This window comes from Paenibacillus intestini (assembly GCF_030803945.1).
GTDB classification, from domain to species: Bacteria; Bacillota; Bacilli; order Paenibacillales; family Paenibacillaceae; genus Paenibacillus; species Paenibacillus polysaccharolyticus.
In genome coordinates this window covers 33,185-59,272 of the sequence record NZ_JAURUN010000015.1, presented here as the reverse complement: position 1 = coordinate 59,272, position 26,088 = coordinate 33,185, and the positions used below count along the sequence as shown (strand labels likewise).

General features: G+C 47.5%; 20 protein-coding genes. 9 read left to right on the top strand and 11 right to left on the bottom strand.

Translation table 11 applies throughout. The features are described from left to right. Positions 1-346: 346 nt before the first annotated feature. Together dhaK and J2T16_RS26275 are read right to left on the bottom strand one after the other, a co-directional pair. The gene (gene dhaK, locus J2T16_RS26280) at positions 347-2,116 is read right to left on the bottom strand and encodes a dihydroxyacetone kinase subunit DhaK (protein ID WP_221789311.1); all 1,770 of its coding nucleotides are present in this window, start codon (positions 2,114-2,116) and stop codon (positions 347-349) included. Beyond that, positions 2,117-3,256: a glycerol dehydrogenase gene (locus tag J2T16_RS26275; RefSeq protein ID WP_090917434.1), complete on the bottom strand. Its 1,140-nt coding sequence runs from the start codon at positions 3,254-3,256 to the stop codon at positions 2,117-2,119. Positions 3,257-3,623: 367 nt separating this feature from the next. Between J2T16_RS26275 and J2T16_RS26270 the strand changes: the two genes are divergently transcribed. Together J2T16_RS26270 and J2T16_RS26265 are read left to right on the top strand one after the other, a co-directional pair. Then, positions 3,624-4,655 carry a PocR ligand-binding domain-containing protein gene (locus tag J2T16_RS26270; RefSeq protein WP_154985564.1) on the top strand — a complete coding sequence of 344 codons (1,032 nt, stop codon included), beginning with the start codon at positions 3,624-3,626 and terminating at the stop codon, positions 4,653-4,655. Between the two features lie 106 nt (positions 4,656-4,761). Continuing rightward, positions 4,762-5,751: an aldo/keto reductase family protein gene (locus tag J2T16_RS26265; RefSeq protein WP_499019708.1), complete on the top strand. Its 990-nt coding sequence runs from the start codon at positions 4,762-4,764 to the stop codon at positions 5,749-5,751. Between the two features lie 6 nt (positions 5,752-5,757). Here J2T16_RS26265 and J2T16_RS26260 read toward each other — a convergent pair whose 3' ends face one another. The 4 genes from J2T16_RS26260 to J2T16_RS26245 are packed head-to-tail and all read right to left on the bottom strand — an operon-like array spanning position 5,758 to position 9,101. Then, positions 5,758-6,633: a LysR family transcriptional regulator gene (locus J2T16_RS26260; RefSeq protein ID WP_221789313.1), complete on the bottom strand. Its 876-nt coding sequence runs from the start codon at positions 6,631-6,633 to the stop codon at positions 5,758-5,760. A 28-nt stretch (positions 6,634-6,661) separates the two neighbouring features. Beyond that, a complete protein-coding gene (locus J2T16_RS26255) occupies positions 6,662-7,135 on the bottom strand; it encodes an SMI1/KNR4 family protein (protein ID WP_499019704.1) in 474 nt (157 codons plus the stop codon). Then, the gene (locus J2T16_RS26250; protein WP_154891142.1) at positions 7,132-8,226 is read right to left on the bottom strand and encodes a threonine aldolase family protein; all 1,095 of its coding nucleotides are present in this window, start codon (positions 8,224-8,226) and stop codon (positions 7,132-7,134) included. The genes J2T16_RS26255 and J2T16_RS26250 overlap by 4 nt, the downstream gene beginning before the upstream one ends. 14 nt (positions 8,227-8,240) lie before the next feature. Then, a complete protein-coding gene (locus J2T16_RS26245; RefSeq protein WP_221789316.1) occupies positions 8,241-9,101 on the bottom strand; it encodes a LysR family transcriptional regulator in 861 nt (286 codons plus the stop codon). A gap of 268 nt (positions 9,102-9,369) precedes the next feature. Between J2T16_RS26245 and J2T16_RS26240 the strand changes: the two genes are divergently transcribed. The 6 genes from J2T16_RS26240 to J2T16_RS26215 all read left to right on the top strand — a co-directional run bounded on the left by J2T16_RS26240 (position 9,370) and on the right by J2T16_RS26215 (position 13,100). Next, a complete protein-coding gene (locus J2T16_RS26240) occupies positions 9,370-10,362 on the top strand; it encodes a zinc-binding dehydrogenase (protein ID WP_499019777.1) in 993 nt (330 codons plus the stop codon). An 84-nt stretch (positions 10,363-10,446) separates the two neighbouring features. Next, positions 10,447-10,749: a hypothetical protein gene (locus tag J2T16_RS26235; protein ID WP_221789317.1), complete on the top strand. Its 303-nt coding sequence runs from the start codon at positions 10,447-10,449 to the stop codon at positions 10,747-10,749. A 57-nt stretch (positions 10,750-10,806) separates the two neighbouring features. Continuing rightward, positions 10,807-11,025, top strand: coding sequence for a bacteriocin immunity protein (locus J2T16_RS26230; RefSeq protein ID WP_221789318.1), 219 nt, complete (start codon positions 10,807-10,809; stop codon positions 11,023-11,025). Between the two features lie 26 nt (positions 11,026-11,051). Continuing rightward, a complete protein-coding gene (locus J2T16_RS26225; protein WP_221789319.1) occupies positions 11,052-11,573 on the top strand; it encodes a hypothetical protein in 522 nt (173 codons plus the stop codon). After that, complete coding sequence (locus J2T16_RS26220) at positions 11,573-11,986, top strand: hypothetical protein (protein WP_154985555.1); 414 nt, start codon at positions 11,573-11,575, stop codon at positions 11,984-11,986. Before J2T16_RS26225 ends, J2T16_RS26220 begins: the two co-directional genes overlap by 1 nt. Before the next feature lie 322 nt (positions 11,987-12,308). Then, positions 12,309-13,100: a formate/nitrite transporter family protein gene (locus J2T16_RS26215; protein ID WP_090917411.1), complete on the top strand. Its 792-nt coding sequence runs from the start codon at positions 12,309-12,311 to the stop codon at positions 13,098-13,100. A 175-nt stretch (positions 13,101-13,275) separates the two neighbouring features. Here the strand turns inward: J2T16_RS26215 and J2T16_RS26210 are convergent, their stop codons facing one another. The 5 genes from J2T16_RS26210 to J2T16_RS26190 all read right to left on the bottom strand — a co-directional run bounded on the left by J2T16_RS26210 (position 13,276) and on the right by J2T16_RS26190 (position 24,298). Continuing rightward, complete coding sequence (locus J2T16_RS26210; protein ID WP_090917408.1) at positions 13,276-13,728, bottom strand: GNAT family N-acetyltransferase; 453 nt, start codon at positions 13,726-13,728, stop codon at positions 13,276-13,278. A gap of 267 nt (positions 13,729-13,995) precedes the next feature. After that, positions 13,996-18,969, bottom strand: a complete 4,974-nt coding sequence (locus tag J2T16_RS26205) for a DUF5724 domain-containing protein (protein ID WP_499019697.1) — start codon at positions 18,967-18,969, stop codon at positions 13,996-13,998. Between the two features lie 36 nt (positions 18,970-19,005). Continuing rightward, entirely contained in the window at positions 19,006-19,425 is a 420-nt protein-coding gene (locus tag J2T16_RS26200; protein ID WP_221789322.1) for a hypothetical protein, read from the bottom strand. A 398-nt stretch (positions 19,426-19,823) separates the two neighbouring features. Further along, positions 19,824-21,956, bottom strand: a complete 2,133-nt coding sequence (gene nasC, locus J2T16_RS26195) for an assimilatory nitrate reductase catalytic subunit NasC (RefSeq protein WP_336122746.1) — start codon at positions 21,954-21,956, stop codon at positions 19,824-19,826. A gap of 35 nt (positions 21,957-21,991) precedes the next feature. Next, positions 21,992-24,298, bottom strand: coding sequence for an FAD-dependent oxidoreductase (locus J2T16_RS26190; RefSeq protein WP_499019694.1), 2,307 nt, complete (start codon positions 24,296-24,298; stop codon positions 21,992-21,994). Between the two features lie 505 nt (positions 24,299-24,803). Here J2T16_RS26190 and J2T16_RS26185 point away from each other — a divergent pair. Beyond that, positions 24,804-26,036, top strand: a complete 1,233-nt coding sequence (locus J2T16_RS26185) for a nitrate/nitrite transporter (RefSeq protein WP_154891132.1) — start codon at positions 24,804-24,806, stop codon at positions 26,034-26,036. Positions 26,037-26,088 lie beyond the last annotated feature (52 nt).

Here is a 26,088-nt window from a genome sequence, read left to right as displayed (position 1 = left end):
AAAGGCGAACGCTTCGCTTCTTCAGGTTTTTTCTGTCCTCTCCGTTATTGTGTAATTTAATAGTTCAAATTATATAGATAAATAGATATCACTATGCATACGCTTCCCTCAAGGAAATGAGCGAAACAGCATGTCATAATGCAGTTAACAATACAAGCCAACAATAAACATAAATTTAATAATTCAAATTCGATGTAAATGAGTACATGTAAATATTGACTCACTATGGCCTAAAAAAGGCACACATAACGACGCCGGACTCCGGCGCCGTCACCTGTGTCAATTCGGTTCTGTATAGTTCTGTATAATCTATATCGTCATTCAAGCTATTTTAATGAATTCTATCTTACTTCAAAGACTCGGACAGTTCGGTGAAAATAACACCCAGCGCATACGCGCCAGCATCCGGATATCCCAGACTGCGGTCACCGACCGTACCTGCGCGTCCCATACGTGCTACGATATCTTCGGTTTTCTTCGCACCTTCAACCGCTGCGGCTGCACCTTTGGCAAACACAGCTTTGAAGTCATCGCCAGACTCTGCACTTTGCGTCCAGGCATCTGCGCATGGTACGAGTGCGTCGATCAATGTTTTATCCCCTACAACCGCTCCACGTCCGAAGGAACGCTCACCTGTTGATTGAATGCCTTGTACCGCTGCCTGCATCATTTCAGCAAAATCAGCGACATTCAAATGTTGCTTCTCACCTACCGCTTTGCCCGCTGCACGGAATGCCGAACCCCAGATTGGGCCGGATGCTCCGCCGCAATACTCCATGATGACGAGAGAGCATGCATCGAGGAATGAACCGATATCTTTTTTCTCTTCGTTAACGATGTGGTTCCACTCGCGCTTCAATTGACGGAAACCTTTGGCTACACTCATTCCGAAATCACCGTCACCGGCATGGGAATCCAGTTCACAGAACGGCACTTCGTTCTTGATGATGATCTCACCCATTTTATCGATCAGGTAAACCATGTTATCCAGTGAAAACTGATTATTTTCAACAACAGCTGCTGATGCATCCGTCTGCACTTCATAGGATACCTGAACATCCTCAGTCACAACTGCTTCGAGCGCTTCAGAATAAGAAACTTGCGCCACTGGAGGGCCGGATACTTTAAATGCAGGCGTGTCGCTTTCCTTGAACAACAACGTTTTCAGCTCATCATCCAGCTTCAGAAGCGTCACCGATGCACCCGCCATGTCAATACTGGTCATGTAGTTGCCTACAAATGTCGTCGCTACGTTAAGACCTGCATGTCCTGCAAGCTCACGTTGCACCGAGTTGTTGAGCAGGTACAGCTCTTGCAGAGGTGTTGCACCAAAACCGTTCACAAGCACAGCGATCTCGGCAGACGCATCCTGATCCAGCTTCATATCTTTGAGCAATGCGGACACCATACGTCCTGCAAGCTCATCTGCAGAAACAATTTTTTCACGACGAATACCCGGCTCACCATGGATACCTACCCCGAACTCCATCTCGTCTTCCGCGATTTCGAAAGTTGGTGTTCCCTTGGCAGGAACCGTACAAGACGTGAATCCAAAACCGATACTGCGCACGTTCTGCGCCGCTTTCTCGGCAACAGCCTTCACTTCTTCCAGGCTACGTCCTTCTTCTGCTGCTGCGCCGGCAATTTTATGAACCAGAACCGTTCCAGCCACACCGCGGCGTCCTACCGTATACAAGCTGTCTTGCACAGCAATGTCATCTTCCACACGTACATATTGCACGTTGATGCCATCTTCTTCAGCCAGATGTGCTGCGTTTTTGAAGTTCATCATGTCGCCGCTGTAGTTTTTGATGATAAGCAGTGTACCTTTATTGCTTGCCGTTGCTTTGATCGCTTGATATACCTGGATTTGGGAAGGGGATGCGAATACATCTCCGCACACCGCTGCATCCAGCATACCTTTACCGACATAACCAGCATGTGCTGGCTCGTGACCGCTACCGCCGCCGCTAATCAGGCTGACTTTATCCGCCTGAATCTCTCTGCGTTTAATCACTTTATATTTTTTCAGGAACTCTAGCTCCGGGTGCGCAAGCGCAATCCCGTTGCACATTTCCATGACAACATGTTCAGCTTGGTTGATGATTTTTTTCATTTATTTTGCCTCCTGGCGTGCTTTGTACTCCCGTCCGATTCGGTCAGCTGCTGCAATCGCTGCGGCTACTTCAGGAACAGTAATCGGGAATGGCATCGCGTGGATAGATTCCTCTGGAATGCACGCAATCTCTGCTACTTTCAACAATTCTTCTTGTGTAATGGTTTCTACGCCGATATCTGCCAGACTTACAGGCAATCCCACGGAAAGACAGAAATCCATCACTTGGTGTAATTCTTCGGTCGGTGCATTTTCAAGAACGAGCTGTGCAATCGTACCGAAGGACACTTTTTCACCGTGGAAATAGTGGTGTGTGCCTTCCAGAACCGTCAGACCATTGTGGATCGCGTGAGCTGCAGCCAAACCGCCGCTTTCGAATCCAAGACCGGACAGCAAGATGTTCGTTTCTACGATGTTTTCCAGGGCTTGAGTTACCACATTGCTGTCACTCGCTACTTTTGCTTTAGCGCCGTCCGTCAGCAACATTTCGTAACACAATTTAGCAAGTGCCAGTGCTGCATTCGTTCCTACAGCAGAAGGTGTGTACCCTTCACGGGAACCCATTGGCAGACTTGCATTCACACGGGAGTAAGATTTTGCTGTTGCTCTTGCCTCGAAATAAGTTGACAACGCATCTCCCATACCGGATACGAGGAAACGTGTTGGTGCATTCGCAATAACCGTTGTATCTACCAGCACCACGCTTGGGCTTTGTTTGAAGTATGCATAATCGTCAAAAGAACCTTCTGGTGTGTACAATACTGCCGAGTGGCTTGTCGGTGCGTCTGTTGCTGCAATCGTTGGGCAGATGATTAATGCATCACCTTCAGCAACACATTTTGCGGCATCAATGGCTTTACCACCACCGAGACCGATCGTGCACGTACAGCCTTTTTCTTTCGCAATTTCTTGCAAACGAGCAACTTCCTCACGTGAACATTCGCCTCTAAAACCGCTTTCAACAAACGTGATATTGAATTTTTCTGCTGTTGCATCCAGCTTGGCTTTAACACGCTGTACATCGTCCGGGTGTGCGATCAGCAATGCAGAATCTCCGAAGGATTTTACGAAATAACCCAGGTTCAACAATTCGTCTTCGCCTTGCACGTACTTGGTTGGGCTGATAAATGCTTTTCTCATAATATGATATGCCTCCTAAAAGTAGATTCGATAGAATGTTTTGCGCAGCAACGCTTGTCCTTCTTGACTTGAATTCAGAGGTTAAGGTGCCTCGCTCCGTGTTACATCAAATTTTAATTGTTGCAATTGACCTAAATATAACGCAGAAACAAGAGGTTTACAGTGGACTTTGATAACAAATTATTATAATTTGCAATCGTAATTTTTTGCTTTTTCGCATAATCGTGGTATGTTATTGTCATGAGATGGTTGAATTTTGACCTCCCATGTTCCATTACCCGTCCTGTTCACGTCTTAATATGTACAACTTTCAACTTTTTAACGACTCTCCAATCGATGAATTCGGTCTGCCACGGAGGTTTTTCACATGATTAAAGAATATCTGCACATCAATAAAATACTGGATCTGGACAAGTGGAAGCGCCTTCAGGATTCCCTTGCCACCGTTACCAAACTTGCCATTCTCACCGTTGATTATAAAGGCATACCCGTGACCAGCCACAGCAGCTGTCAAGCATTCTGCCAGAACGTTCGCAAAGATCCTGAGCTTCTTCCCTACTGCCAAAAATGTGATTCTCGCGGCGGTTTGGAAGCTGTCCGCCTTAACGAACCTTACGTTTATCTATGTCATTTCAATATCATTGATATTGCGATTCCGATTACGATTGACGGAAAATATATTGGCGCGGTCATGGCCGGACAAGTCAAACTGGCTGACCCCGAGAAGGGAAGCGATCTGGAGCAGATCGTGACGTCCAAAAACGTACCGATGCATGATGCGAAAATGAAGGAGTTGCAGGCAGATTACGATCAATTACCCGTCATGACGTATGAGGAGATCGTGAAGATTTCCAATATGTTATCCCTGCTCTGCAACTATATTGTAGAGGAAGCCTTAAACAAAAACTTGCTGGTGGAGATGTTTGAGAAAGCTTCAGGCAATCAGGAGTCCGTCAACTTGTCCACCATCCTGCCGGGTTACTCGATCCGTAACATCGAGTCGATCAAAAAGGAAATGACCAATGCCATTGCGGACGCTTATCTCAAAAATAGTCCAAGTGATACGGAGAGTCTCAATCCGGTAATCCAGCCTGCTTTTGAATATATCCATAGCCACAAGAGCGAACAAGTGTCTCTTAAACAAGCAGCCGATCTGTGCCACCTGAGTCCAAGTTATTTCAGTAGACTGTTTGCCAAGGAGACGGGTGAAAACTTCACCACCTATCTCGCCAAGCTCAAAATCAAGTGGGCCAAGCAACTGCTGGAGGTCACAGACATGCCCGTTTCACAGATCAGCGATGAGCTGGGATTTAATGAATCGGGGTATTTTATTAAAATATTTAAAAAGTTCGAGGAAATCACACCTGCCCTCTATCGTAAATATATTCAGGAGAGCTGATTAACCTGTGATATGTTTTTCATATCAATCATGCGCTTAATAGATATTTCACCTAATTATCTGCACTTGCTACAATGGAGTCCAGATGAGTAAGGAGGCATGACAAATGGAATATCGCAAATTGGGAAACAGCGGTTTAACCGTCAGTGAGATTTCGCTGGGCAACTGGATTACACATGGATCACAAGTTGATGATCCAACAGCACAAGCTTGTGTCCAAGCTGCATTGGAGGCAGGTATTACGACATTTGATACGGCAGACGTATATTCGGATACCAAGGCGGAAACTGTGTTGGGACAGGCTCTCAAGGGAGTACCAAGAGAGAGTATTGAACTATGCACCAAAGTCTGTCATCCAACCGGCCCAGGTCACAATAACAGAGGACTTTCCCGCAAACATATTATGGAAGCCTGCAGTGCTTCATTACAACGATTGCAAACAGATTATATCGATGTCTATTACGCTCACCGCTATGATACACACACTCCACTGGAAGAGTCATTCCTTGCGTTTGCTGATCTTGTTCGTCAAGGCAAGGTTCATTATATTGGGGTTAGTGAATGGACAGCTGCTCAGATTGAGCAAGGCTCCGCACTAGCTAAAGAGTTGCGTGTACCTTTCATCGCAAGTCAGCCGCAGTATTCGATGTTATGGCGTGTAATTGAGCAAGAAGTTGTGCCCGCAAGTGTACAGGCAGGTCTGGGACAGATTACATGGTCTCCACTCGCTCAAGGCATACTATCGGGTAAATACCTTCCGTATGAAGCAGTGCCACCCGGATCACGAGCAGCAGCCCAAGCAGGGAAACCCTTCTTCAACAAGCTCGCCGGTCGTTGGTTACACGATGATGTGCTGACTGCTGTACAACAGCTTCTTCCTCTAGCGAAGGAACTAGGTCTGACTCTTCCTCAACTCGCTGTTGCCTGGGTTCTTCATCATCCCTACGTCAGCTCAGTGATTATTGGGGCATCCGGGCCAGAACAAGTACTGGAAAATGTGAAAGCTTCCGGTGTGAAACTGGATCAGGATATCCTCACTCGAATTGATGAAATATTAGGAAAATGGATTGAGAGAAATCCTGTCCTGACGGGTTAATATAGTTTAGTCGCTCTTGTCCATGTGTATAAAACGGGTGACCACACCCTGATTCATGTCCGTCCGCCATGCCATGTATAAGGGCACGGAGGGCGGTTTTTCTATTAAAGGTAAAAATACCACACCTCTGCGCTGAAACACCTCCACCGAAGAAGGAACAATGGAAACTCCCATGCCTGCAGCAACGAGGTTCACAATCGTATACATCTGGATTGCTTCCTGCGTAATTCGCGGTTCTACCCCATGCTCCCTGCAATACTCCCGAACGAGACGATGAAATGGTGAGCCCAAATGGCTAGGGAACAAAATAAAATCCTCTTCCGCCAAGTCAGTAATCGACACTTGAATCTGCTCTGCCAAAGGGTGATCGTCTGGAACCACCACCATTAACGTTTCTTCCTGGAAGATCCGGAAAGACACATTTGGCGTATGCTCCTGATATCGTAAAAATCCAATATGGATCTGTCCATCTTGCAGTGCCTGCAGCTGTTCAGAAGATGTCATCTCACGCAGTGTAATTTCGATCTGTGGGTACGCTGCTCGAAATCGCCTTAGCATATCGACCATCATACTGCCTGAAGCCGAATCCACAAAAGCTACCGTTATATGACCAACGATGCCTTGGTCAACCTTCTGTGTGAGATAGATAGATCGTTCAAGCTGAGCCAAAATTAGTCTTGCCTGATCTAGAAATACGGCTCCCGCAGGTGTTAGCCTAACCATCTTTTTCGTACGTTCCAACAGCTTAACACCTAGTTCTTCTTCTAGATTTTGGATCTGTTGACTCAGCGGCGGCTGAGTCATATTTAATCTTTCGGCCGCACGATGGAAATGAAGTTCCTCCGCCACGGCGATAAAGTAGTGTAACTTTCGAATATCCATTACACCTGATACACCTCCCCTCTCCCCGTTACTTCATCTGCTCCTCCACCCAGATGGCAGACTCGGCATGCATCGTCATGAGTGCACAAAAATCAGACTCGATCTCTACTAAAGGAATATCGTCTCCACAATCATGTACGAGCATTAGCACTTTGCCAGAGGATTCATCCAGAACGGCTATGCTACCCTCACCAAATCCGCCGATTGGAAAAAGCTTCAGCCCGCCAGGCAGGTCGTATTCCTTCTCGTACTCTCGATATGCATCCAGAAACTCGGGATACGCCCAGTCTAGCTCTTTGACTGAATACAAAGCGGGGTCACCAAAGTTGCACGCCCCGAATTCTAGTAGCAGCGCACGGTACGCCGCAGGCAGCTTCACTTGGTACTTTTGCTCAAAATTCTCGATGTCCTGCTCGGTTTCAGGTTTACTGCCACTCCCCATCGATGTTCCATATGCCTGCACCAACAAATCCCGAATCGGGTCTAGCTCTACGAATTTCATCTGTTTTGCAACTCTCCGTCCAGCCAAGTTAGTGCATCTCGTAGCTTCTCCTGCGGCACCGTATCGTATCGATCCCCTGTCGACATTTCGAATGAGCAGCTGTTGCCTCCGGTTTTGTTCAGATAAGATGTAATCGCGATCTCAAACTTCTGCACCATCTGCACGAGCAAGGGTTCAACCTCGGAAGCTGCGAGTGTAAAGTGTACGTGAAACATATTGGATACAGGAGTTTCAGGGATCGTGTGAATCCCGTGGCATGCATTGAACAGCGAGGCAAGTTCCTTGGCCTGCTCGTAATAATGTCCCATTTTGCCAACACGTTCGTTGTAATAATACTTGGAGCTGAGAATATACGGATACAGTCCGATCAGATCGCCGCCATGCCGCCGTTTCCACACCTTGGATTCCTGCATGATGTCCGTATCCCCAGCAAGAATAGCTCCTGCAATGCCGCCAATACCTTTGTAAAAAGAGATGTATACACTATCAAACAAACCGCAGATCTCCGCTGGTGTTTTCTCGTAATAAGGCGTGATCTCAAACAGGCGCGCTCCGTCCAGATGTAACTTGATCCCGTGCTCACGGCAGTATGCCGAGATCGCCTCCAGTTCCTCATAAGCCGGCAATTGCCCACCTATCTCTCGCTGTGGTAACTCAAGTAACAAACAGGCGTATTTCTCCTTAATTGCTTTCACATCGCTGAGAGTAATCAATCGATCCGCTTTGCCAAGCAAAATGCTTTCGATCTGATGCAGCTCCTTTAGCCCATCTTCTTCATGAATCTCCAGGTGAGACAGCGGATGATACGCCACTCGCTTGATACCTGCCCGGTCACACCAGATGCGAAGTGCAATCTGCTGCGCCATCGTGCCGCTTGGGAAAAACACCGCCGATTCCTTCCCTAGCACATCTGCCATCTCCTGTTGAAACTCATCAATGATTGAGCCATTCCCGTAGTGGTCACTGAACGTTTCTCCATCCACCTGTTCCAGCGCTTCCTGCAGCACTTTCACTTTGCGACTGCCGTGCCCGCCTACAATGTACGCCGCCTGACCGAATGCGTCGGCAAGTGTTAATTTGTTATTAACCAAAATCAACCTCTCCTTTACTGTTCCGGTATCGTCATAATCTCCACTAGAGCCTGGAGCGCGTTAGAACGATGTTCACCATGAGCATAAACAAATCCTACTTCCAGACGAGAATACGGGTCAGGCAATGATACGAGGTGTACCTCATCTCTCGATGCCGCTTGAACCACCGAAGAACGGGGTAACAAGGATACGCCTAAGCCGGAAGAAACCCCATGGATAATGGTATCGAGTGTCCCATATTCCATGACATTTAATGAATCAACCCCTTGGGTTTTCAAAAAATCCTCCGCCTGAGCTCTGTGCGTGCATCCAACCTCAAAAAATAACATCGGCTTGCTGAGCAGTGTTGACATGTCATGTTCGCCCGGTTTAACGATGAGCACCAGTTCATCGTCATACATTTTTATATAATTCAGCTTCTCATGTTTGACCGGGCCATACACCAAAGCGCCATGTAATTCATGGGCTATAACCTTCTGATTCAGCTCGTGTGTACCACCAGTGACAAGGGAATAACGTACCTTCGGATAACATGCGCAGTACTCGGCCAAAAGCGGTGTCAGAAAACGAGAAGCCGCAGTCTCAATCGAACCCAAACGAAGATTTCCTGTCGGTGGACTTCCTTCCTGTGCGGCCTGCTCTGCTTCATCTAATAATTCCAGTATTCGATCTGCGTATCCCAGCAGGTTCTCCCCCGCTGGAGTGAGCAGCATGCCACGATTAGAGCGATGAAACAACGGCACTTGAAGCTGATCTTCCAATTGTTTGATTCGTGTGGTCACGTTGGACTGAACATAATTAAGTGCGGTGGCGGCTTTAGTGATACTGCCTTCGCGGGCAACCGCCTGGAATATTTTCAAATCCCCTGCATCCATTTTCTTCTCACCTGCTTGTCTTTATATCAGAGCATTCCGCTCTATTGAGATGTCGTACATCAGGCTAAACGCTCTTCATTTCTTCACGTATTCTTATCTATCATTATTCCTGATACTGACCTTCATTTCTGTTTATTTTACGTGTTTCCATCTCGCCTGTACAATGACTCCGTAATGAGTCGTCCATCTACTCTATAAGAGCACAAAGAACGATGACAGAGTAACTATATTATACAGGGAGGTAACATCCATGAACGTATCCAAAACGATGAATGCAATCATCCATTCAGGTCATCGCGGCCTTGAAGGTCTTCAATATTCAACCTGTCCAACACCTGAAGCAGGCCCCGGACAAGTCGTTGTAGAGCTGCGCGCTGCTGGACTGAATCACCGGGATCTCTTCATTATGTCAGATCGTACGCCTCAAGACACTCGGCTTATTCCCGGATCGGACGGGGCAGGCATTGTGGTAGAAGTTGGCGAAGACGTGCAACATATCTCCATAGGCCAAGAAGTCATCATTCACCCGACGCTCGGCTGGGAACATACCGCAGAAGTACCTGTCGTTCCAGGTATAGTCGGAGGCCCTTCGGATGGAACACTAGCGCAATATATTACACTGCCTGCCAGCAATGTGTTGCCCAAACCTGAACATCTCTCCTGGCTTGAAGCTGGTGTATTGTCTCTTTCTGCACTGACGGCGTATCGTGCGCTGTTCACTCGCGGGGGGCTGAAAGCAGCCGAACATCTTCTGATTCCCGGAATCGGAGGTGGTGTCGCAACGTATGCTCTTCTTATGGCTTTAGCTGCGGGAGCAAAGGTCACCGTAACATCTAGAAGTGAGGTTAAACGAGCTGAGGCATTACGTCTCGGGGCTCATCAAGCTTTGGACAGTCATGCGGATTGGAATGACACGATGAATTCTGATGAGCCTGTAGACATCATTCTGGACAGTATTGGACAAGTGATGTTCCCCAAATACGAAAGTGTCATCCGACCTGGCGGACGAATCGTCATGTTTGGCGCAAGTTCAGGCGATGACTTACATCTGCCGATTCGTTCGATCTTTTTTCCGCAGATCAGCTTGATCGGTACTTCTATGGGCAGCCGTGAGGAGTTTGTACAGATGCTGGATTGGGTAGATAAACATAAGATCCGCCCTGTAATAGACAGCATCTATCCACTGCAAAATACGGCACAGGCGTTTGAACGCATGGAAAAAGGCGAGCAGTTCGGCAATATCGCGATTACGATGCACTAAACAACGACCTTTTTACCATGAACTTTCCCCTTATCAATGATAGACTAATGCTTAGACATGGTCATCAGATAGGGGGATTTGTCTTTGACTCGTTTTCTAAAACGTCATATGAAACGAGCTATCCTTTTGCTGATTGTATTTTTGCTTGCTGCTCAGATCCCTGTGATGAAGGAATTGCTGGCTAGAGGAGCTACAACATTATACGCAGCTGTCAAGTATCCAGATCAAACGATCACATTTGAACACTTTGAATATGAGCCGCACTTTGGGGACTATATCATTTCCTATAAGACTCAAAAGTCAGATGCGCTACATCTCACATTAGCACCAAAAATGCTACCCATTTTCGTAAAATATGATCCATGGAGTGAGCCTATATTAGACTAAACGGGCCTGCACCACCTCATGCATTTAATCCATTTCAATATTCAGGAGGTACTAGCAATGTCCAATCAAGAACATCTCGTCCTATTAGTTCGCAAAATCATGAACGCGGAAGGAACGGAGCAAGAATTGGATGATATGCTGACAGAAGTGCAGAAGGCTCTTCCTTATGCGGAGGTCAGTAATCTGATTTTCTGGGATGAACGTGAGTTAACTGCGGAGCAGATTGTAGAAGAAGCACTTCAAGCTCGCCCAATACAGCTCCCGTCCCAATCTTGAACTTATTCAGGAGGTGAATGATATACATGTCTAATGAAGATAAAGAAATACATTATGCAATTGGAGCTCATCATTTCGATTCAGCGACTTCAGAGGAAAAACAGGAAGCGCTTCGTCAGATCATCGAATTACATGATGCAGAAATAACTCGGCAAGTCCTTGCTCTTGGTATGAATACACAGGAGGAAGATCTGGTGCGTATTGAAGCTTGGCGAGCCCTCGGTATGGCGGGAACTTCTCCACTTCTTACTGAAATTCTTGAAGCAGCAGGACAACTGGTACGTAATCCGGAAGAAGACGAAGATGTTCAGATTTATGCTTTAATGGCGTTAGCCCTGCTCCCCGTTACCGAGGCTGAAATTGGGCTGGCTCTGGATGTCATTCAGTCAGATGCCTACATATTGGTGCAGAGTGCCGCTTTCGATATTGTAAAAGCAAACAAACACCGGCCTCATGCTGTGCTGGCGCTGGAATCACTGCAAACGCATCCTGAGTTCGGTACTTCGGCAGCACGGGAACTTCAATCTATCTCGGGACGTGATCATTAATGAGTTCGAACGATAAACAGCAGTCACCAGAACAAGCCGGTGAACATTTAACAGAGGAAACGACTCAGGCGGTACATCTTACTCAAGGCGAGATTCATGCCATTCAGAAGGCACTTCTTTTTCTCAAGTTCGAATGTGAAGAGACCTCCTCTTTGTTGTATGCAGGCAGTCCCTTAATCAATAGTGCTCTTAGCAAACTGAGAGAGGCAGACATTCACGGCGATTTTTCCAAACAGTTTCACTCTCGCCCTAGTCCCCATGCAGAAGGCTTTATGCGCGATAAGCTGGAGCGCTCTTATAGCGAAGAGCATGTTCCACATGAACGGACAGAAGCACAGCTGAATGACATCTGGCAGAGTTGCATGTTTCCTTTTCCTGCAACCTCCTACAAACAAGATTCTGATCCTAAATAATTTAAAGTTCTCCCCCTGCGGAAGGGCACACCAGCCCACGGCTTTCTCGGGCGATCTAATAATGTATAGTTTAAATTCTTTCATTTCGGTCCACTATTGAAGCAAATTACAGGTATAATGTAGAAAAGTTAGGGCGTGTCTGAAAACGCTGAAGGAAGCAGATTTTGCTGATTTTTTGTTCCAAGCCAGGAAGTTTATCGCAGGCGTGCCGGGGCACGTCAAGGGAAAGTGACGCAGCAGGGGGCAAAAAGGCGGTAAAAGATGCACTTCAGCGGATTTCAAGACACGCCCCAGTTGATCCATTACATACAGGAGGGGAATTATGGAAACGGAAGGTTTACGGGGCGTCGAGCAGCTTGCTCTGAAGAAACACAAAATTTACAAGCAAAGTTTGTTGCGATATCTGTCACGCTCCATGCTGGCCAGCATGTTCATCGGCTTCGGGGTCATCGTAGCTTTTAAGACGGGCAACTTCTTCTATATGGAGAATTCCCCGTTCACATACCCTATGGCAGCCATTACGTTCGGTGCGGCAATTATTCTGATTGCCTATGGCGGCGGTGACTTGTTTACAGGCAATACGTTCTATTACACCTATGCAGCATTACGCAAAAAACTGCGCTGGTTTGAAGTGGTTAAGCTGTGGATTGCGAGCTACAGTGGAAACTTGATGGGCGCGGCGGTATTTGCCCTGTTGATTTATCTTACGGGACTATTCGATTCGGCACAGGTGAACGGTTTCCTACTCAGTGTAGTCGAGCACAAAATGGAAGCTCCAGCGATGCAGCTCTTTTTCCGCGGAATCCTCTGTAACTGGCTCGTGTGTCTGGCGTTCTTTGTGCCGATGTTCATGAAAGAGAATGGCGCCAAGATGTTTGCCATGATGCTTTTTGTATTTTGTTTCTTCATCTCGGGATATGAGCACAGCATTGCGAATATGTGTACGTTTGCGATTGCGCTTGTGTTAAACCACCCGGGCACGATCTCATTCGGTGGTGTGATTCACAACCTGGTGCCTGTGACGCTCGGTAATCTGGTAGGAGGCGTGTTGCTGATGGGCTTCATGTATTATGCGGTGAACAAACCTTTCCTGGACGATGAAGAGGCACATTAATTTTTTTGAAAAATAGCCCCCTTCCTTCCCGGTTCAATGACCACGGTTCACCAGTAAGGAAAACATAGAACCCCGTTAGCGTCTCCCATACAGGAGTCACCGCCGGGGTTTTATCTTTACCTAGAGAAGCATCTTAAACCGTTCTCACTTAAGCCTGACAGATGATTTCTCCTAATCAAGCTCCTGTTCGTTTCATCTCCAGATGAAGCAACGGAAAAGGATTACCTGAACTGTCCAGTTCGGATCGTCCTGTCTGTACAAATCCCATCTTCGCATAAAACCGGGCTGCATCCTCATTCTGCTCATTCACATCTACTCTAAGCTCAGTGCCTTTCATTTTCATCGTTTGATGAACCAGAAATCGCCCAACGCCTTGTCCCTGAAAATACTCGTCCACAAACAACATCTCAATAAAGCTATTGTCCAGACCGATGAAGCCAATCGGCTCTTGCTCGGTATCCAGCACTTCCCAGACCTCGACTTGTTTGAATTCCAAAGCTTCACCGACCATCTTTTTATAAAACAGAATGTGATGCTCCTCCAGAAATGTATGTGTCGCTCGAACAGCACGCTCCCAGATGGCTACTAACTTGGCGTGATCCTGCTCCCGATAAGGTACCATTAACATGTCTTATGCACTCTCCTCTGCTGAAAACATAATGTAGCGCAGAATCCCATCCGTACTTACTCATGTACCATTCGTATGTACCTTGATTCCTGCGTATATCTTAACATATTCTGTCATCCTCAACATCTGCAAACAACAGCATTATATAGCCAATCCAATCCATAGATTACACCACTGCTTCTCTCATTAGAAAGTGGTATGACCAATAGACCGCCCCAAGTGAGGCGGTCTATTGTCATTCGGTATATTAATGCTACACATATATTTTTATTGCTGAAGCTGTGCGAGAATCTGCGGATCTTTGATTTTCTTGTCCTCAGCCAGCAGTACGATTTTGGACAAAATCTCGGCGGTTCTTGGATCTTCATCCAGGAATGGCAGGAAGATTCTTCCCCGGTGCTGGCTATGCACAGGCACGATATACATTGCACCAGTGGCCCGCTTGAAGACATTACCGCTTCCCAAATGAACGGCATATTCACCCAGTTCACCTTCGATTCGTGCATAATTGCCGTCCAAACGCACATTATCCAGCTTGAGCAAACGCAAAGACTCATTCACAATAACATGTCGCATCTCTATGGTTGTAAGACTTGCCTCTGGGTCCACACCGCCAACGTGGGCAATGCTAACTACCAGATCAATATCACGCATGACCTCTGAGAAGAACACCTGTGGTACATCCTTCAATTCTACAGGTTTATACGTGCGACGATCATAGAATTGAACGGTCTCCAGCGTAGGTGCCTCTGTATCTGCTGGAGAGAACCAGTCCGCCATCGCATAGAGATTAGCGATCAAGTTATGCTCATAACTCACCTTTTGCAATCCCTCTTCATAACTTACCGTCCATTGACGGCTTTTCAACAAACTTACCGTTTTATTCGGCTGAATCTGATATCCTGCGTAGCGACGAGAGACCGTACCTTGAGCAAGTTCATCTTCATTCGGCAGGTAAAGTTCGCGGAAAACCTGTTTAAACGGCTGACGCTCCTGACGAGTAAAGAGATCGCGCTGGAATTCACTCCACTTGCCGCTCTCATACAAATGTAGCGGATGTGCAATCAGCAACTGATCTTCTTCCTTCAAGGTATAGGCAACTCCCTCTGCGACCGGGGCTAGCAAACCACCGGATGCAACATCAAATCTTCCAAGCTGTTCACCTGACTTGAAAATCAACGTGTTCAACAACGGTCGAATAACCGGATTGTTCATCAGACTTGCAATCTCCTGACGTGTGAAGGCTGTGCCTGCGACCATGGAGCGCTCCAGTTCCTGTCTAGCCCGTCGATACTGATCGACCAGATCGGATTTTAGCTCCTTCAACTCTGCAATATATCCGTCCTTTTTGAGACGAGCAGGAACGGACTTCAGCACTTTGCCTTTACTAACAATAACGAGATCAGCCTGCCCCTCCTCATCAATGACGAGTTGAGCCGTCGTTTCGTCATCCAGTGCATGCGGTTCGAAATACGATTTCACCTCATCCAGCTTACGCGCTTCCATATCCCACATGAGACGTGTTACATCAGCATAACCCGCATTCCGCGCAAGGTTACCAAGCGCAATCTGTGAAGCTAATCCTTCACTCGCGCGCCGCTGCGCCCCGAACTGCTTGCTCTGCAACTGAAACTTCTGGATAAAGTCGTAACGCTCTCTTACATCCCGATCCCGTTCCTCTGCCAGCGGAATCAGACTATAGGTCAGTAAGTGATCCTTATTCCGCTTGTCTGCTACCGAATCATACATGTCCTTCAGACTGAGTTTGCCGAGCGCTGCATCTGCGAACAATTGTGATCTGCGATGGTTGGCTCCGCCCGAGATGTACTTCGCACAATCGTACAACAGGTTGAATCGCTCTTCTCCAACCTCAGCGTAAGCCTCTTCAAACCAGGCGATATCAAAGGCCCCATCATTAAAGTCCTGCGGCGTAATTGGGGAGTAATGCGCAACAATTGTTTCCTTCTCCGCACTGAATTGTTCATTAATGTGAGCATGGAAGTACCAAGCCGCACTACGAAGCCCCTTCCAGCCTAGATGTTTCGCCACAAGTTCCATCCATTGCGGTGCATACATGGCGGCTTCCAGCAGCTTTTTCTCCTTAACCGGATACTTCTGCAGCAATTCCGCCAGCAACTGTTCATCTTCCCCAGCCCGTGGATGACAGTGCTTAATCAGATAACTGAACATTTCTTTACGCGTTGTATTCCCTTCACCATAACTATAAATATACCCACGAACAAACGTATCCTGATCCATGGCAGCAACCAGATGCACCCAATGTTCCATGCCTTCAATGCGTTCCAGTTTCATAGCCAGATTACTCACTTCAGTAGATAGTTCCCCCCGGGTCAGTTCAATCTCCAGAATGCGATTGACCACCGTATCGCGCAGTTGAATCAGCTTTGGATCATCTTTGATCCGCTCTGTGCGAGCCGAGGTCATGTCACGGATGAACAGATAACGGAACGGTCCAACCATCAGTTGACGGTAAATCTCCTGATCATCAATCAGCTCTAATTGGTAGGCTCGCAGGAAATCGTCAAGTGACAGGAGAGACAACGGATGGTAAGGCTCTACCAGGTAAGAGAATTGATAGGCTGTCTGGAAATATCGCTTAAAGCTCGCGTCGTCATACACGGCATTCCGGACAATATATTTCCACGGTTCAGTCAGAATCTGAAGCATTCCCATTTCCTTCTCCATATGCTCTGCAGGCATACTTAAAATAATGGAACCCCATGCCTTCTCTGCAATCTCGAAGATTTCAGCTGAATCACGATCCAGAAATGCAGCCGAGATCAATGCATGAACCTGATCTTTATATGGCAGTGTGCCCATCATCTCGTGCAGCTTCACCATCTCATTCAATGGATAGGTCTGTTCAGCAAATGTTTTGCGCCAACCCTCTAGTAATGGCATCTTTCTTAATTTGTCGTAATCATACTGCTCTCGATAAAAAGAGTAATGTTCATCCAATGTGCCGTTCAGCTTGCCTAACTGCAGTTCGACATATAGCTGTAACAGTTCAATACTGCTCAGACCGTTTTGCTCGAAATATTGCTTCCACACTTCATCCAGCGGAAACTGATCCAGTTGTTTCATTTTCGACCGATCGCCATAAGGAACCTTGGAACGAAGGCTGGTTCCGACTAACAGGGTATCTTTGTAACCTGCATAGTACTCCACCACATATTCATGATCCCTGTGCTCATGAACCAGTTCATTTAATCCTTTCATGAAGGCACTGATCTTATCCAGTGATATATTAAATATATCCTTCGGTTTGTTGCCAGAAAGGTCACGTTCTTCATCCAACAGCGGTTGCCGTTGATTCGGGTCAAATAGACCATAGCCATTGGAGGCCGTATAACGACTTCCTTCATTAAACAGTTTGTCGAGCAGCTTCTGTTCCTTGGCTGTAGGCTTCTCTAGTTCCTCTGCGAATGGCTTGAGCTGTTCCAGTTGCTCTGCACGTGCCGTATCCGTTTTAATCTCCGTTAACAGTTCAAGTGCACCCAGACGTTGCAGCTCATTCTTCGTTTTTAGTAATCGTTGAACTGAATCTTTCAACTTCTCAACAGGTTGCAACAACAGGGCTTGAATCACCTTTTGCCGGAGTGATCCCGTTTTGAGTTTTAACAGTACTTCCATCTGCTGTAGCTCATCTTCGGTTAGTACCAACTTTTTCACTTTTTGCAATGCACTCTCACGGTTACTCATGCTTTTGTCAGACAAACTTTCAAACACAAACTGGCGCTGCACCTCGTTATCAGGCTCTTGCACAAAATGCGACAGTAGCTCTCCGCGCATTTCGGGGCTTAATCGATCCTTGAGAGCAATGATCTCAGCAATCCAGTCCGCATCCATATCATAAGCAGCCAAATACAACATTTTTTTGATGACGTCATCACTATCGATCTGATAGTGCACAAAATCCAGCACACCTGAAGGCCCGCCTGCACCGCCCTTAGGAATGAAACCCAGCATCTGTTTGAATTGATCAAAATCATGGCGGCGTGCCTGTTTATCTTCAAGCACATCCCAGCGAGGCACATAGACACTGCGTTGGTGTTCTCCCTCTTCAAAGCTCCAATTGTGCGAATACGCCGCCGTATAATTTTTCACAACCCAGTGGATCAGTTCCGGATGCTGAACACCCAGATGATTACGCGCCATAGCAAGACGAAGCCCCAGGTACTGGCTGTTAGCCAGAACGTACTGAGCTACGATCTTCTGGTACATCTCACCCTGTTCCATGATCTCAGTAACCTTAGGCTGCAAGTCATTCTCTTCAATGACCGCCGTGGCCCACAGGCTGATGTATAGTTTATTAGCATTTTTCTCCTGTCTCCACGCCTCACGAATATCCTCATGTACTAGCGCTTCGTAGACCTGTTCAAGTAATTGTGTTGCCACACGCTGGTTGGCCGCTTCAATCCCGATCCCTGTCCACACGCCCAATGCTCTGACGACAGAGCTGAACCGTATCAGATTGTTGTCCAGAATGATTTTTAATATGTAAATATACGCTTCTAACGTGCCTTCGTCCATTCGTTCCACAATGCTCTGGCGAAGTCCTTCCTGCAGTCTGGCTGCAATCAAGAGTTCACCCACCATGTGATAGGCTTCGGCCTGTTCACTCATAAAAATGCCTTTAATCATCTCGTTTGTCAGTAACGCAGCCTGATTATCTCCATAGATAATATCGTGCAGTGCCTGCTTGACTTCAAGGTTCGAATGATCCAGTTCATAGGCAATACAGTCCGGCAATACCGCACGGAACTCATGCTGATGAAGCATGTTTGGCTCACGAATGGTTAAATACTCGTTCAAACTAAACCCTCTTGCCTCCATCCGGAATAGACCAAGCAACTTGCGCATCACATGAACAACATGTTGTCTTGGATCGGCGGTCCGGAAAGGTCTGCGCTCATAGCTTGTACTATATGGATACAGCGTCGCACCTTCAGCAATATAGCGGAATCTGGCAACAAACCCGTCAGAGGCCAAGTGCTCAAGCACCTCAAGGATCGGCTGGAATAATGGCTGTTGCTTCTCGATCGCAAGGTTGATAAGTTGTTTTTCTATATTAAAATAGTCCTCTTCATCCCCACGCAAGTAAGTTGATTCTGCCAACGTTATCACATATTTCGCTACGTCCAGCTTTGCCCCTGTAAGCGTAGCTGCTTTCTCCTGTAATCCCTCAATATACGCCTGTACCTGATCTTCCTGATTCATCCTGTTCTCCTCCTTGTCATACTACTTCTGCTCCCCTTACCACAGACGTCCGGCTAGCATCGTGAAGCGGATAAAGGTCACATGAGCTCCATCCTCTATGTTCAGTGGTTGATCCAAATCTTCCAATTCTTCATCATTCAGAAATACTTTGTACATTCCGTCTTCATAAGCAAGTATCGCGGCTTCCTTCGCCTCTCCAAGATCAGGAACGCCCTCGCCATGTATTGTGCCAAAACTCACTTTTCCCGTAGCACCCTGCGCGTCGATGTCTTGAGGCATCAGATAAGCAAGCATCCCCGCTGCGTCCTTCCTCTCTCGAAATGCTTGCACCTGTTGTCCAACCATGTTCTCGATAAGCAATCGCAGTGTGCTTGTTGTTTCCGGAAGTTCAGCGGCTTGTTTCGCAAGAGCCGGTTTGCGTTTGCCCAGACTTTTCACTGTAATCCATACATTCAATGCATCATTCCTCCTTTCATGACTTCAATTAAAACCCACTCAAAAAAACCATTTTATTACAAATATATAGATTCCTTATCCATCAACAGTTAATACCCTGTAGTGGCATCTTGCAAAACAGAACAAATACGTACATATGTACCCCTAATGAACATCATAACGAAATTACTCACCTCTTTCATGGGCCAATATTCATGTTTCCATCGAACCAGCGAACTAGGGCGTGTCTTGAAACCCACTGAAGTGCACGTTTTACCCCTTTTCGCCCCCTGTTACGTCACTTCCCCTTGACATGCCCCGGCACGCGGTTACACATATAACGCAAAAAGCCGCTCCATCCCGCAAACTTCATGAGATGGGCAGCTATTTATTCTTGGAACAATCCATTGATTCAATGATTAGACCAGTCGTAACGGCTGAATTTTCACGGCAGCTGTCTTGAATCCAGGCATTCGGCAGAAGGGATCCAGATCAGGCCTCGTTGCCCGGTTCACATTTTGGATTCCGCCCCAGTGCATGGGCACAAACAGCGTATCCTCGCGGATGGATGCCTTGATTCGCGAACGGACAGTGAAGCTTCCGTAGGCCGACTGGACCTCTACCCACTCTCCGTCACGGATGCGATGGCGAGCTGCCGTTGACGGGTGCAGTTCCACAAAGTTCTCTAACTCACGAGCAGCAAGTGCTGGGCTTCTGCGTGTTTGCACACCTGTTAGATAATGAGCGAGAATACGCCCATTCGTTAGAATCAAGGGAAAAGCTTCCGAAACATCATCCCACCCTAGACTGGCTCCCGGAGTAAACGTAGCTTTTCCGTCGACATGAGCAAATCGTTCATGAAACAACATTCCCTCGCCCTGCTCATCTAAAGAAGGACAAGGCCAGTACACTCCTTGTTCATTTCTCAGTCGTTCATAGGTGATTCCATAGTAATCCGCTACTCCGCCACGACTCGCAATTCGCAATTCATTAAAGATATCCTCGGCCTTCGCATATTGGAACAACGAACCTTTGCCCAGCTTCTCGGCAATGCGGCACAAAATGTCCCAATCGTCTAACGTTTCTCCAGGTGCAGACCTTCCTTGTTCCCGCAGGAGAACACGCCCTTCGAGATTGGTGAGTGTGCCTTCATTTTCCATATAAGCGGTTACGGGCAGTACAAGATCGGCCAATCTGGCCGTTTCAGACAGAAACATATCGGCTACGACGAGAAAATCAAGCTTTCGTAAACCTTCCTCTACCAAGCTTACATTCGGATTTGAAACGATCGGATTAGAACCCATCACAAGCAATGCGCGAATGTCCTGCTCATAGATACGTTCCATCATCTCATAAGCTGATACACCTTTGCCTGGCAAAAGAGTAGGGTCTACTCCCCAGACAGATGCTATATATGCACGGTCTTCCTCATTTTCAATAGAACGGTATCCTGGTAGCTGATCTGCCTTCTGTCCGTGCTCCCGTCCCCCCTGTCCATTTCCTTGTCCGGTAATTGCGCCATATCCGCAACCTGTTCTGCCGATCTTTCCGGTTGCGAGCACCATATTCAGAAAATGCCGGACAGCCATGTGTCCATCCGTCTGTTGTTCCACCCCGCGTGCCGTCATAATCATGCCAGTATGTGCTTCGCCATAAGCCATTGCCGCCTGACGGATCAAGTCCAGTTCGACCCCACATGCTTTTGCGGCTTGCTCAAGATTGAGACTTTCCATCTCCTGCACAAGCTGTTCATATCCGGTCGTACGTTTCTGAACAAAGCTGGAATCAGCCAAGCCCGCATCCATAATTACCTTCAGCATCGCATCGGCCAGCAGTGCATCCTTACCCGGTTTCACTTGGAGGTGAAGATCAGCAATGGCTGCCGTTGCTGTCTTACGAGGATCAATCACAATAATAAACGTTCCATTTTCCTTCGCTTCATTAAAATACGGTAAGAGCGTTGGCTGACACTCAGCTACATTCGTTCCTGCCAGTATGATACATGCTGCTTTAGGGATGTCCGAAAGCGGAAACGTTAATCCACGATCCATTCCGAAAACTTTGCTACCGGCAGAAGCTGCTGCTGACATGCAGAAGCGGCCGTTATAGTCGATGTACTTGCTGCCGAGTGCTACGCGGGTAAATTTTCCAAGCAGATATGCGGTTTCATTGGTCAACGATCCCCCGCCGTATACGCCTACGGTATCAGAACCATACGTCGTTTGAAGCTGTTGCAACCGATTAGCAATCGTCTGCATTGCCTCATCCCATGAGCACGGCTCCAATTCTCCCTGACGGCGAATGAGCGGATACATCAGACGCTCGGAACTGAACACTTGCTGATGAGCATTCATCCCTTTCACGCACAGGCGGCCCTGCGAAGCCATATTAGGCACGCCCTGAACCGTATACTCAGCCACTTTCTGACCCGCAACGGGAGCGGCAAGCTCTTCTACGGACATTTTGCATTGCACACTGCAATAAGGGCATTGGGTCTCTTTTACATATAACCTCGACTTAGCTTGGCCTGTATTTACCGCGTCTATCATCATGCTCTCCTGCCTTTCCGGGTTATTCATGTAAGCCTTCAAACTCTCACCTGAGCAATGAGGTTTTCAAAAAGTGTCTCCGTTCCGCGCTCAACATCCTTCTCGCGCTCCTGCGCACGATTAAACGTAAGTTCTTGCTGGAATTGTGTATCCAAAAGCGTTTCCCGAATCGACATCACTCCCAGACGTTCCGTCCACATCCATAAAGGTTCATCAAACCAAGCCGTTTGTCGATACCATTGCAGACAGGCCGAAGCGAGAATGAACGCTTGCTGCTCTGATTCCGTTGTGCCTAGCAGGGAACCCTCCTTCACCGGATGCCCGGCATGACCTCCGACGTAAATTTCCCATCCAGCCGGAGAAGCCTGCAGTCCTAGATCGGAAACCAGTACATTCACCGGGGATCGAGAACCCCATGCAATAGCGATGTTCACTTCGGAAGGCATCGCTGCAGTTTTCCAATCGGTACGAAGTCGCGTCTCCAGATCGCTTGCAGTAATACTAGAAGCCAATGATGGTACATGTCGCTCCGAATAGATGTGAACCATCTGATCATGTTCCTGCGCAAGTTCCCCTTGTAAATCTTCCGCTTCCAGTCCGTAAGGGTCTGTTTTCAGCTCTGTTTTCACATCATTTTCTGCGGAGGACTGCATTAATTCTGATACACAAACATAATAGCGAATTGCAGGAAGGCAGACCGGGCACCCGTGTTCCGAATGCCAGTTCAGCTCCCTCAACAGTGAATTGAACTGTGTGTTTTCCAATGGAAGGACTCCAGATCCAACGTTCGAAATGTCAGCTTCTTTTGCATATGACTCAAAGATAACGCTCACCCGATGCTTCAGCTCTGCGTGGCTCATCTCCGTACAGTGACATACAGGGAGCTCGGCAGGTTTTTCCTTCGTACCGCCTGATTCAGCACTTGTGCTGATACCTCCATCAACCTCCACACGTTTAGCGAGTTTCAGCAGAGCGCCCACCATAGGTTTACAACCACCGCATGAACCTGAAGCTTTGGTTTGTTGCTTCACTTGTTCTTCCGTTTCCAACCCTTGCTCCTGGATGGCTTTTAAGATCGCTGCTTTGGTTACATTGTTGCAAGCGCAGACCGTTTCCTGGCTTGGAAGCGCAGCTGCTGCTGTTACTGCAGGATCTGGCGTATCTTCCTTGGAGGCAAGCTCAGCCACATCGGCTCCACGTTGTACCAGACCAAGGAGGGCCGTGCCCTCAACCGTGTTGCCAAACAAAATAGCACCTCTAACCTTGCCAGCTTGCATCAGCACTTTTTTGTATGTGCCCTGAACACCATCCAAATGCTGAATGGCCGTCTGCAACCCTTCGTCACTGATGTCTCCTGCCGAGAAAACATCTACCCCCGAGACTTTCAGCTGTGAATACGGAACAGAACCTGCATAGCCCGGCACCTCCTGTCCGCACAATGTGCGAGCCAGCACCTTTCCCTGCTCATACAGCGGTGCTACCAGACCATAACTGATCCCCCGATGCTCTGCACATTCTCCCACGGCATATATATCAGGTACGCTGGTACGCATATGATCGTCAACCACAACAGCACGTTGTGTGGCAATGCCACTTCTCCTGGCCAGATCCACATTCGGGCGAATCCCGACAGCAACAATGACCAGTTGTGCCTCCAGTTTGGATCCATCTGTGAAAAGCAGCCCCTGCGCTTGTGAACGTCCGGTAACTTTTTGCGTATTTTTATTCAAAAAAAAGGACATGCCCTGATCTTCAAGCTCACGTTGAAGCATCGCTGCAGCTTCGTAATCCAGTTGTCGATTCATAATATACGGTGCATTATGGACCACCACCGCTTCCATCCCTAGATACAACAGCCCCCTTGCAGCCTCCAGCCCAAGCAATCCACCACCGATGACAGCCGCTTTGCGGTATTCTTTGGAGTAATCTGACATGCGAGTACAGTCATCAATGGACCGAAAAGACATTACACGCTCCTTATCAATGCCTGGAATTGGCGGAATAAACGGAGAGGACCCTGTCGCGAGGATCAATATGTCGTAGGTTTCCTTTTTGCCAGCTTCCGTCTCAATGAACTTCATACGGGTGTCAATCCGATGAACAGTCTCACCTGTGCACAGCCGGATATTACGCTCCGCATACCAGGTCCAGTCATTGATGATAATGTCCTGTATGGAATGCTCACCTTGAAGTACTTTGGATAACATAATTCGATTGTAATTAGGGCGAGGTTCCGTCCCGTAGATGACAATCTCATACCGATCCGGCTCCAGGTTAATAATCTCTTCTACACATTTCACTCCAGCCATGCCATTGCCGATAACCACCAGTTTCTTTCTACTCATGGGCCGCCCCCTATCCCTTTCACATCTGCAAACTAAACCGAATTGCCTCTCTCTGATTTAAAACGCAAAGACCCCTTTTTCGATTTAAAACAGAACAACCCCTTTTCTGATTTAAAACACAATAACCCCTTCTCCTTATGGGGAAAAGGGGCACCATTGCCTCCGAGTTCTACACGCCATTGTGCAGATTCTTATTAAATTCAGATTAATTGAATTTAAAATATATGTCAACTAAATTGACATGAAATAATGAAAATTGGGTCATGAAATAAATATTTTAAAATTTAATGTTATTTTTGTTGACATTACCTTTTTCCCTTTTTATAATTTGAATCAAAATCACAGCGATGTGATCATCTCAGAAGCGGGAGCACAAAGAAGTGTACCGCCTGTCGGCAACGGGGCCGCAAATCGTTCTAATTCAGGACGGCTTGCGGCCTTTTTCTGCCCGAACAAAAACATAGAGACATAACAAAGAACCTACTTGGATGAGGAGCGATGAGGAATGGTAGAGAGCAAAAGTTTTTGGAAAAGCGGGCATAAGCCCACACTGTTCGGAGCATTTATGTATTTTGACATCAGTTTTATGATCTGGGGTATGCTCGGTCCGCTCGCTGTTATTATTGCCATGGATTATCCGATGACCCCGTTGGAAAAAGCAAATCTGGTTGCCCTGCCCATTCTCGGGGGTTCCATCCTGCGGCTGGTGCTTGGCTTCATGTCCGACTATATTGGTCCCAAAGTAACCGCTCAGATCGGTATGTTATTCACCCTCGTTCCATTGTTACTGGGCTGGTTATGGGTGGATTCGCTCAGCCAACTCTATGTCGTAGCTCTTTTACTCGGCGTAGCGGGCGCCTCATTTGCAGCCGCGCTGCCGCTTGCAGGACAGTGGTATCCTAAAGAACATCAAGGTCTTGCCATGGGGATCGCCGGAGCAGGTAATAGCGGAACGGTTCTTGCTACCTTGTTTGCCAATCGTCTGGCCACTCATTTTGGTAGCTGGGAAGTTGTTTTCGGACTCGCGATCATCCCGATTGTTATCGTCTTTATCCTCTTTTCCATCTTCGCCAAAAACAGTCCGAATCGTCCAGAGCCTAAGAAGTTATCCCAGTACGGAACTTTGCTTAAACAAAAAGATGCCTGGGTCTTCTGTGCCTTCTATTGTGTCACCTTTGGCGGTTTCGTTGGACTGTGTAATTATCTGACTATTTTCTTTAATACCCAATATGGACTTTCTGCCGTTCATGCCGCTGACATTACGACGTTCTGTGTCATTGCAGGCAGCTTCTTCCGGCCTGTTGGTGGTTTTCTGGCGGATAAAATTGGCGGAACCCGGATGCTTACCTTCTTGTACTCCGGCGCCTGCATCATGCTTCTGGGTGTATCCTTCCTACCGCCGCTTCCGGTAGTCATCGTCATGTTGTTCCTCGGCATGATGTGCCTTGGGGCCGGGAATGGTTCTGTATTCCAGCTGGTTCCACAACGTTTTGGCAACGAGATTGGTCTGATGACAGGCATCGTAGGGGCTGCTGGAGGTTTGGGAGGTTACGCGTTGCCACTCATTCTGGGTCAACTGTACAGCTCTTATCAATCTTACACGCCAGGATTTGTTATTCTCAGTCTCATCGCTGCCGCTTCCATGTGCCTTGTTCTCTTCATGCAATCCCGCTGGCGGGTAAGCTGGCTGAGCAGAAGTGGCAAAGGCATTGCGGATTCAACTTCTCTGACGTCTTGATCCCTTGCCTACACATGAAAACAGCGCAGCCATATTGGCGGCGCTGTTTGTT

Bases quoted from the DNA above. Each gene is read 5' to 3' on its own strand.
- dhaK (WP_221789311.1), bottom strand. From the start codon at position 2,116: ATGAAAAAAATCATCAACCAAGCTGAACATGTTGTCATGGAAATGTGC.
- J2T16_RS26275 (WP_090917434.1), bottom strand. From the start codon at position 3,256: ATGAGAAAAGCATTTATCAGCCCAACCAAGTACGTGCAAGGCGAAGAC.
- J2T16_RS26270 (WP_154985564.1), top strand. From the start codon at position 3,624: ATGATTAAAGAATATCTGCACATCAATAAAATACTGGATCTGGACAAG.
- J2T16_RS26265 (WP_499019708.1), top strand. From the start codon at position 4,762: ATGGAATATCGCAAATTGGGAAACAGCGGTTTAACCGTCAGTGAGATT.
- J2T16_RS26260 (WP_221789313.1), bottom strand. From the start codon at position 6,633: ATGGATATTCGAAAGTTACACTACTTTATCGCCGTGGCGGAGGAACTT.
- J2T16_RS26255 (WP_499019704.1), bottom strand. From the start codon at position 7,135: ATGAAATTCGTAGAGCTAGACCCGATTCGGGATTTGTTGGTGCAGGCA.
- J2T16_RS26245 (WP_221789316.1), bottom strand. From the start codon at position 9,101: ATGGATGCAGGGGATTTGAAAATATTCCAGGCGGTTGCCCGCGAAGGC.
- J2T16_RS26240 (WP_499019777.1), top strand. From the start codon at position 9,370: ATGAATGCAATCATCCATTCAGGTCATCGCGGCCTTGAAGGTCTTCAA.
- J2T16_RS26230 (WP_221789318.1), top strand. From the start codon at position 10,807: ATGTCCAATCAAGAACATCTCGTCCTATTAGTTCGCAAAATCATGAAC.
- J2T16_RS26225 (WP_221789319.1), top strand. From the start codon at position 11,052: ATGTCTAATGAAGATAAAGAAATACATTATGCAATTGGAGCTCATCAT.
- J2T16_RS26220 (WP_154985555.1), top strand. From the start codon at position 11,573: ATGAGTTCGAACGATAAACAGCAGTCACCAGAACAAGCCGGTGAACAT.
- J2T16_RS26215 (WP_090917411.1), top strand. From the start codon at position 12,309: ATGGAAACGGAAGGTTTACGGGGCGTCGAGCAGCTTGCTCTGAAGAAA.
- J2T16_RS26210 (WP_090917408.1), bottom strand. From the start codon at position 13,728: ATGTTAATGGTACCTTATCGGGAGCAGGATCACGCCAAGTTAGTAGCC.
- J2T16_RS26205 (WP_499019697.1), bottom strand. From the start codon at position 18,969: ATGAATCAGGAAGATCAGGTACAGGCGTATATTGAGGGATTACAGGAG.
- nasC (WP_336122746.1), bottom strand. From the start codon at position 21,956: ATGATGATAGACGCGGTAAATACAGGCCAAGCTAAGTCGAGGTTATAT.
- J2T16_RS26190 (WP_499019694.1), bottom strand. From the start codon at position 24,298: ATGAGTAGAAAGAAACTGGTGGTTATCGGCAATGGCATGGCTGGAGTG.
- J2T16_RS26185 (WP_154891132.1), top strand. From the start codon at position 24,804: ATGGTAGAGAGCAAAAGTTTTTGGAAAAGCGGGCATAAGCCCACACTG.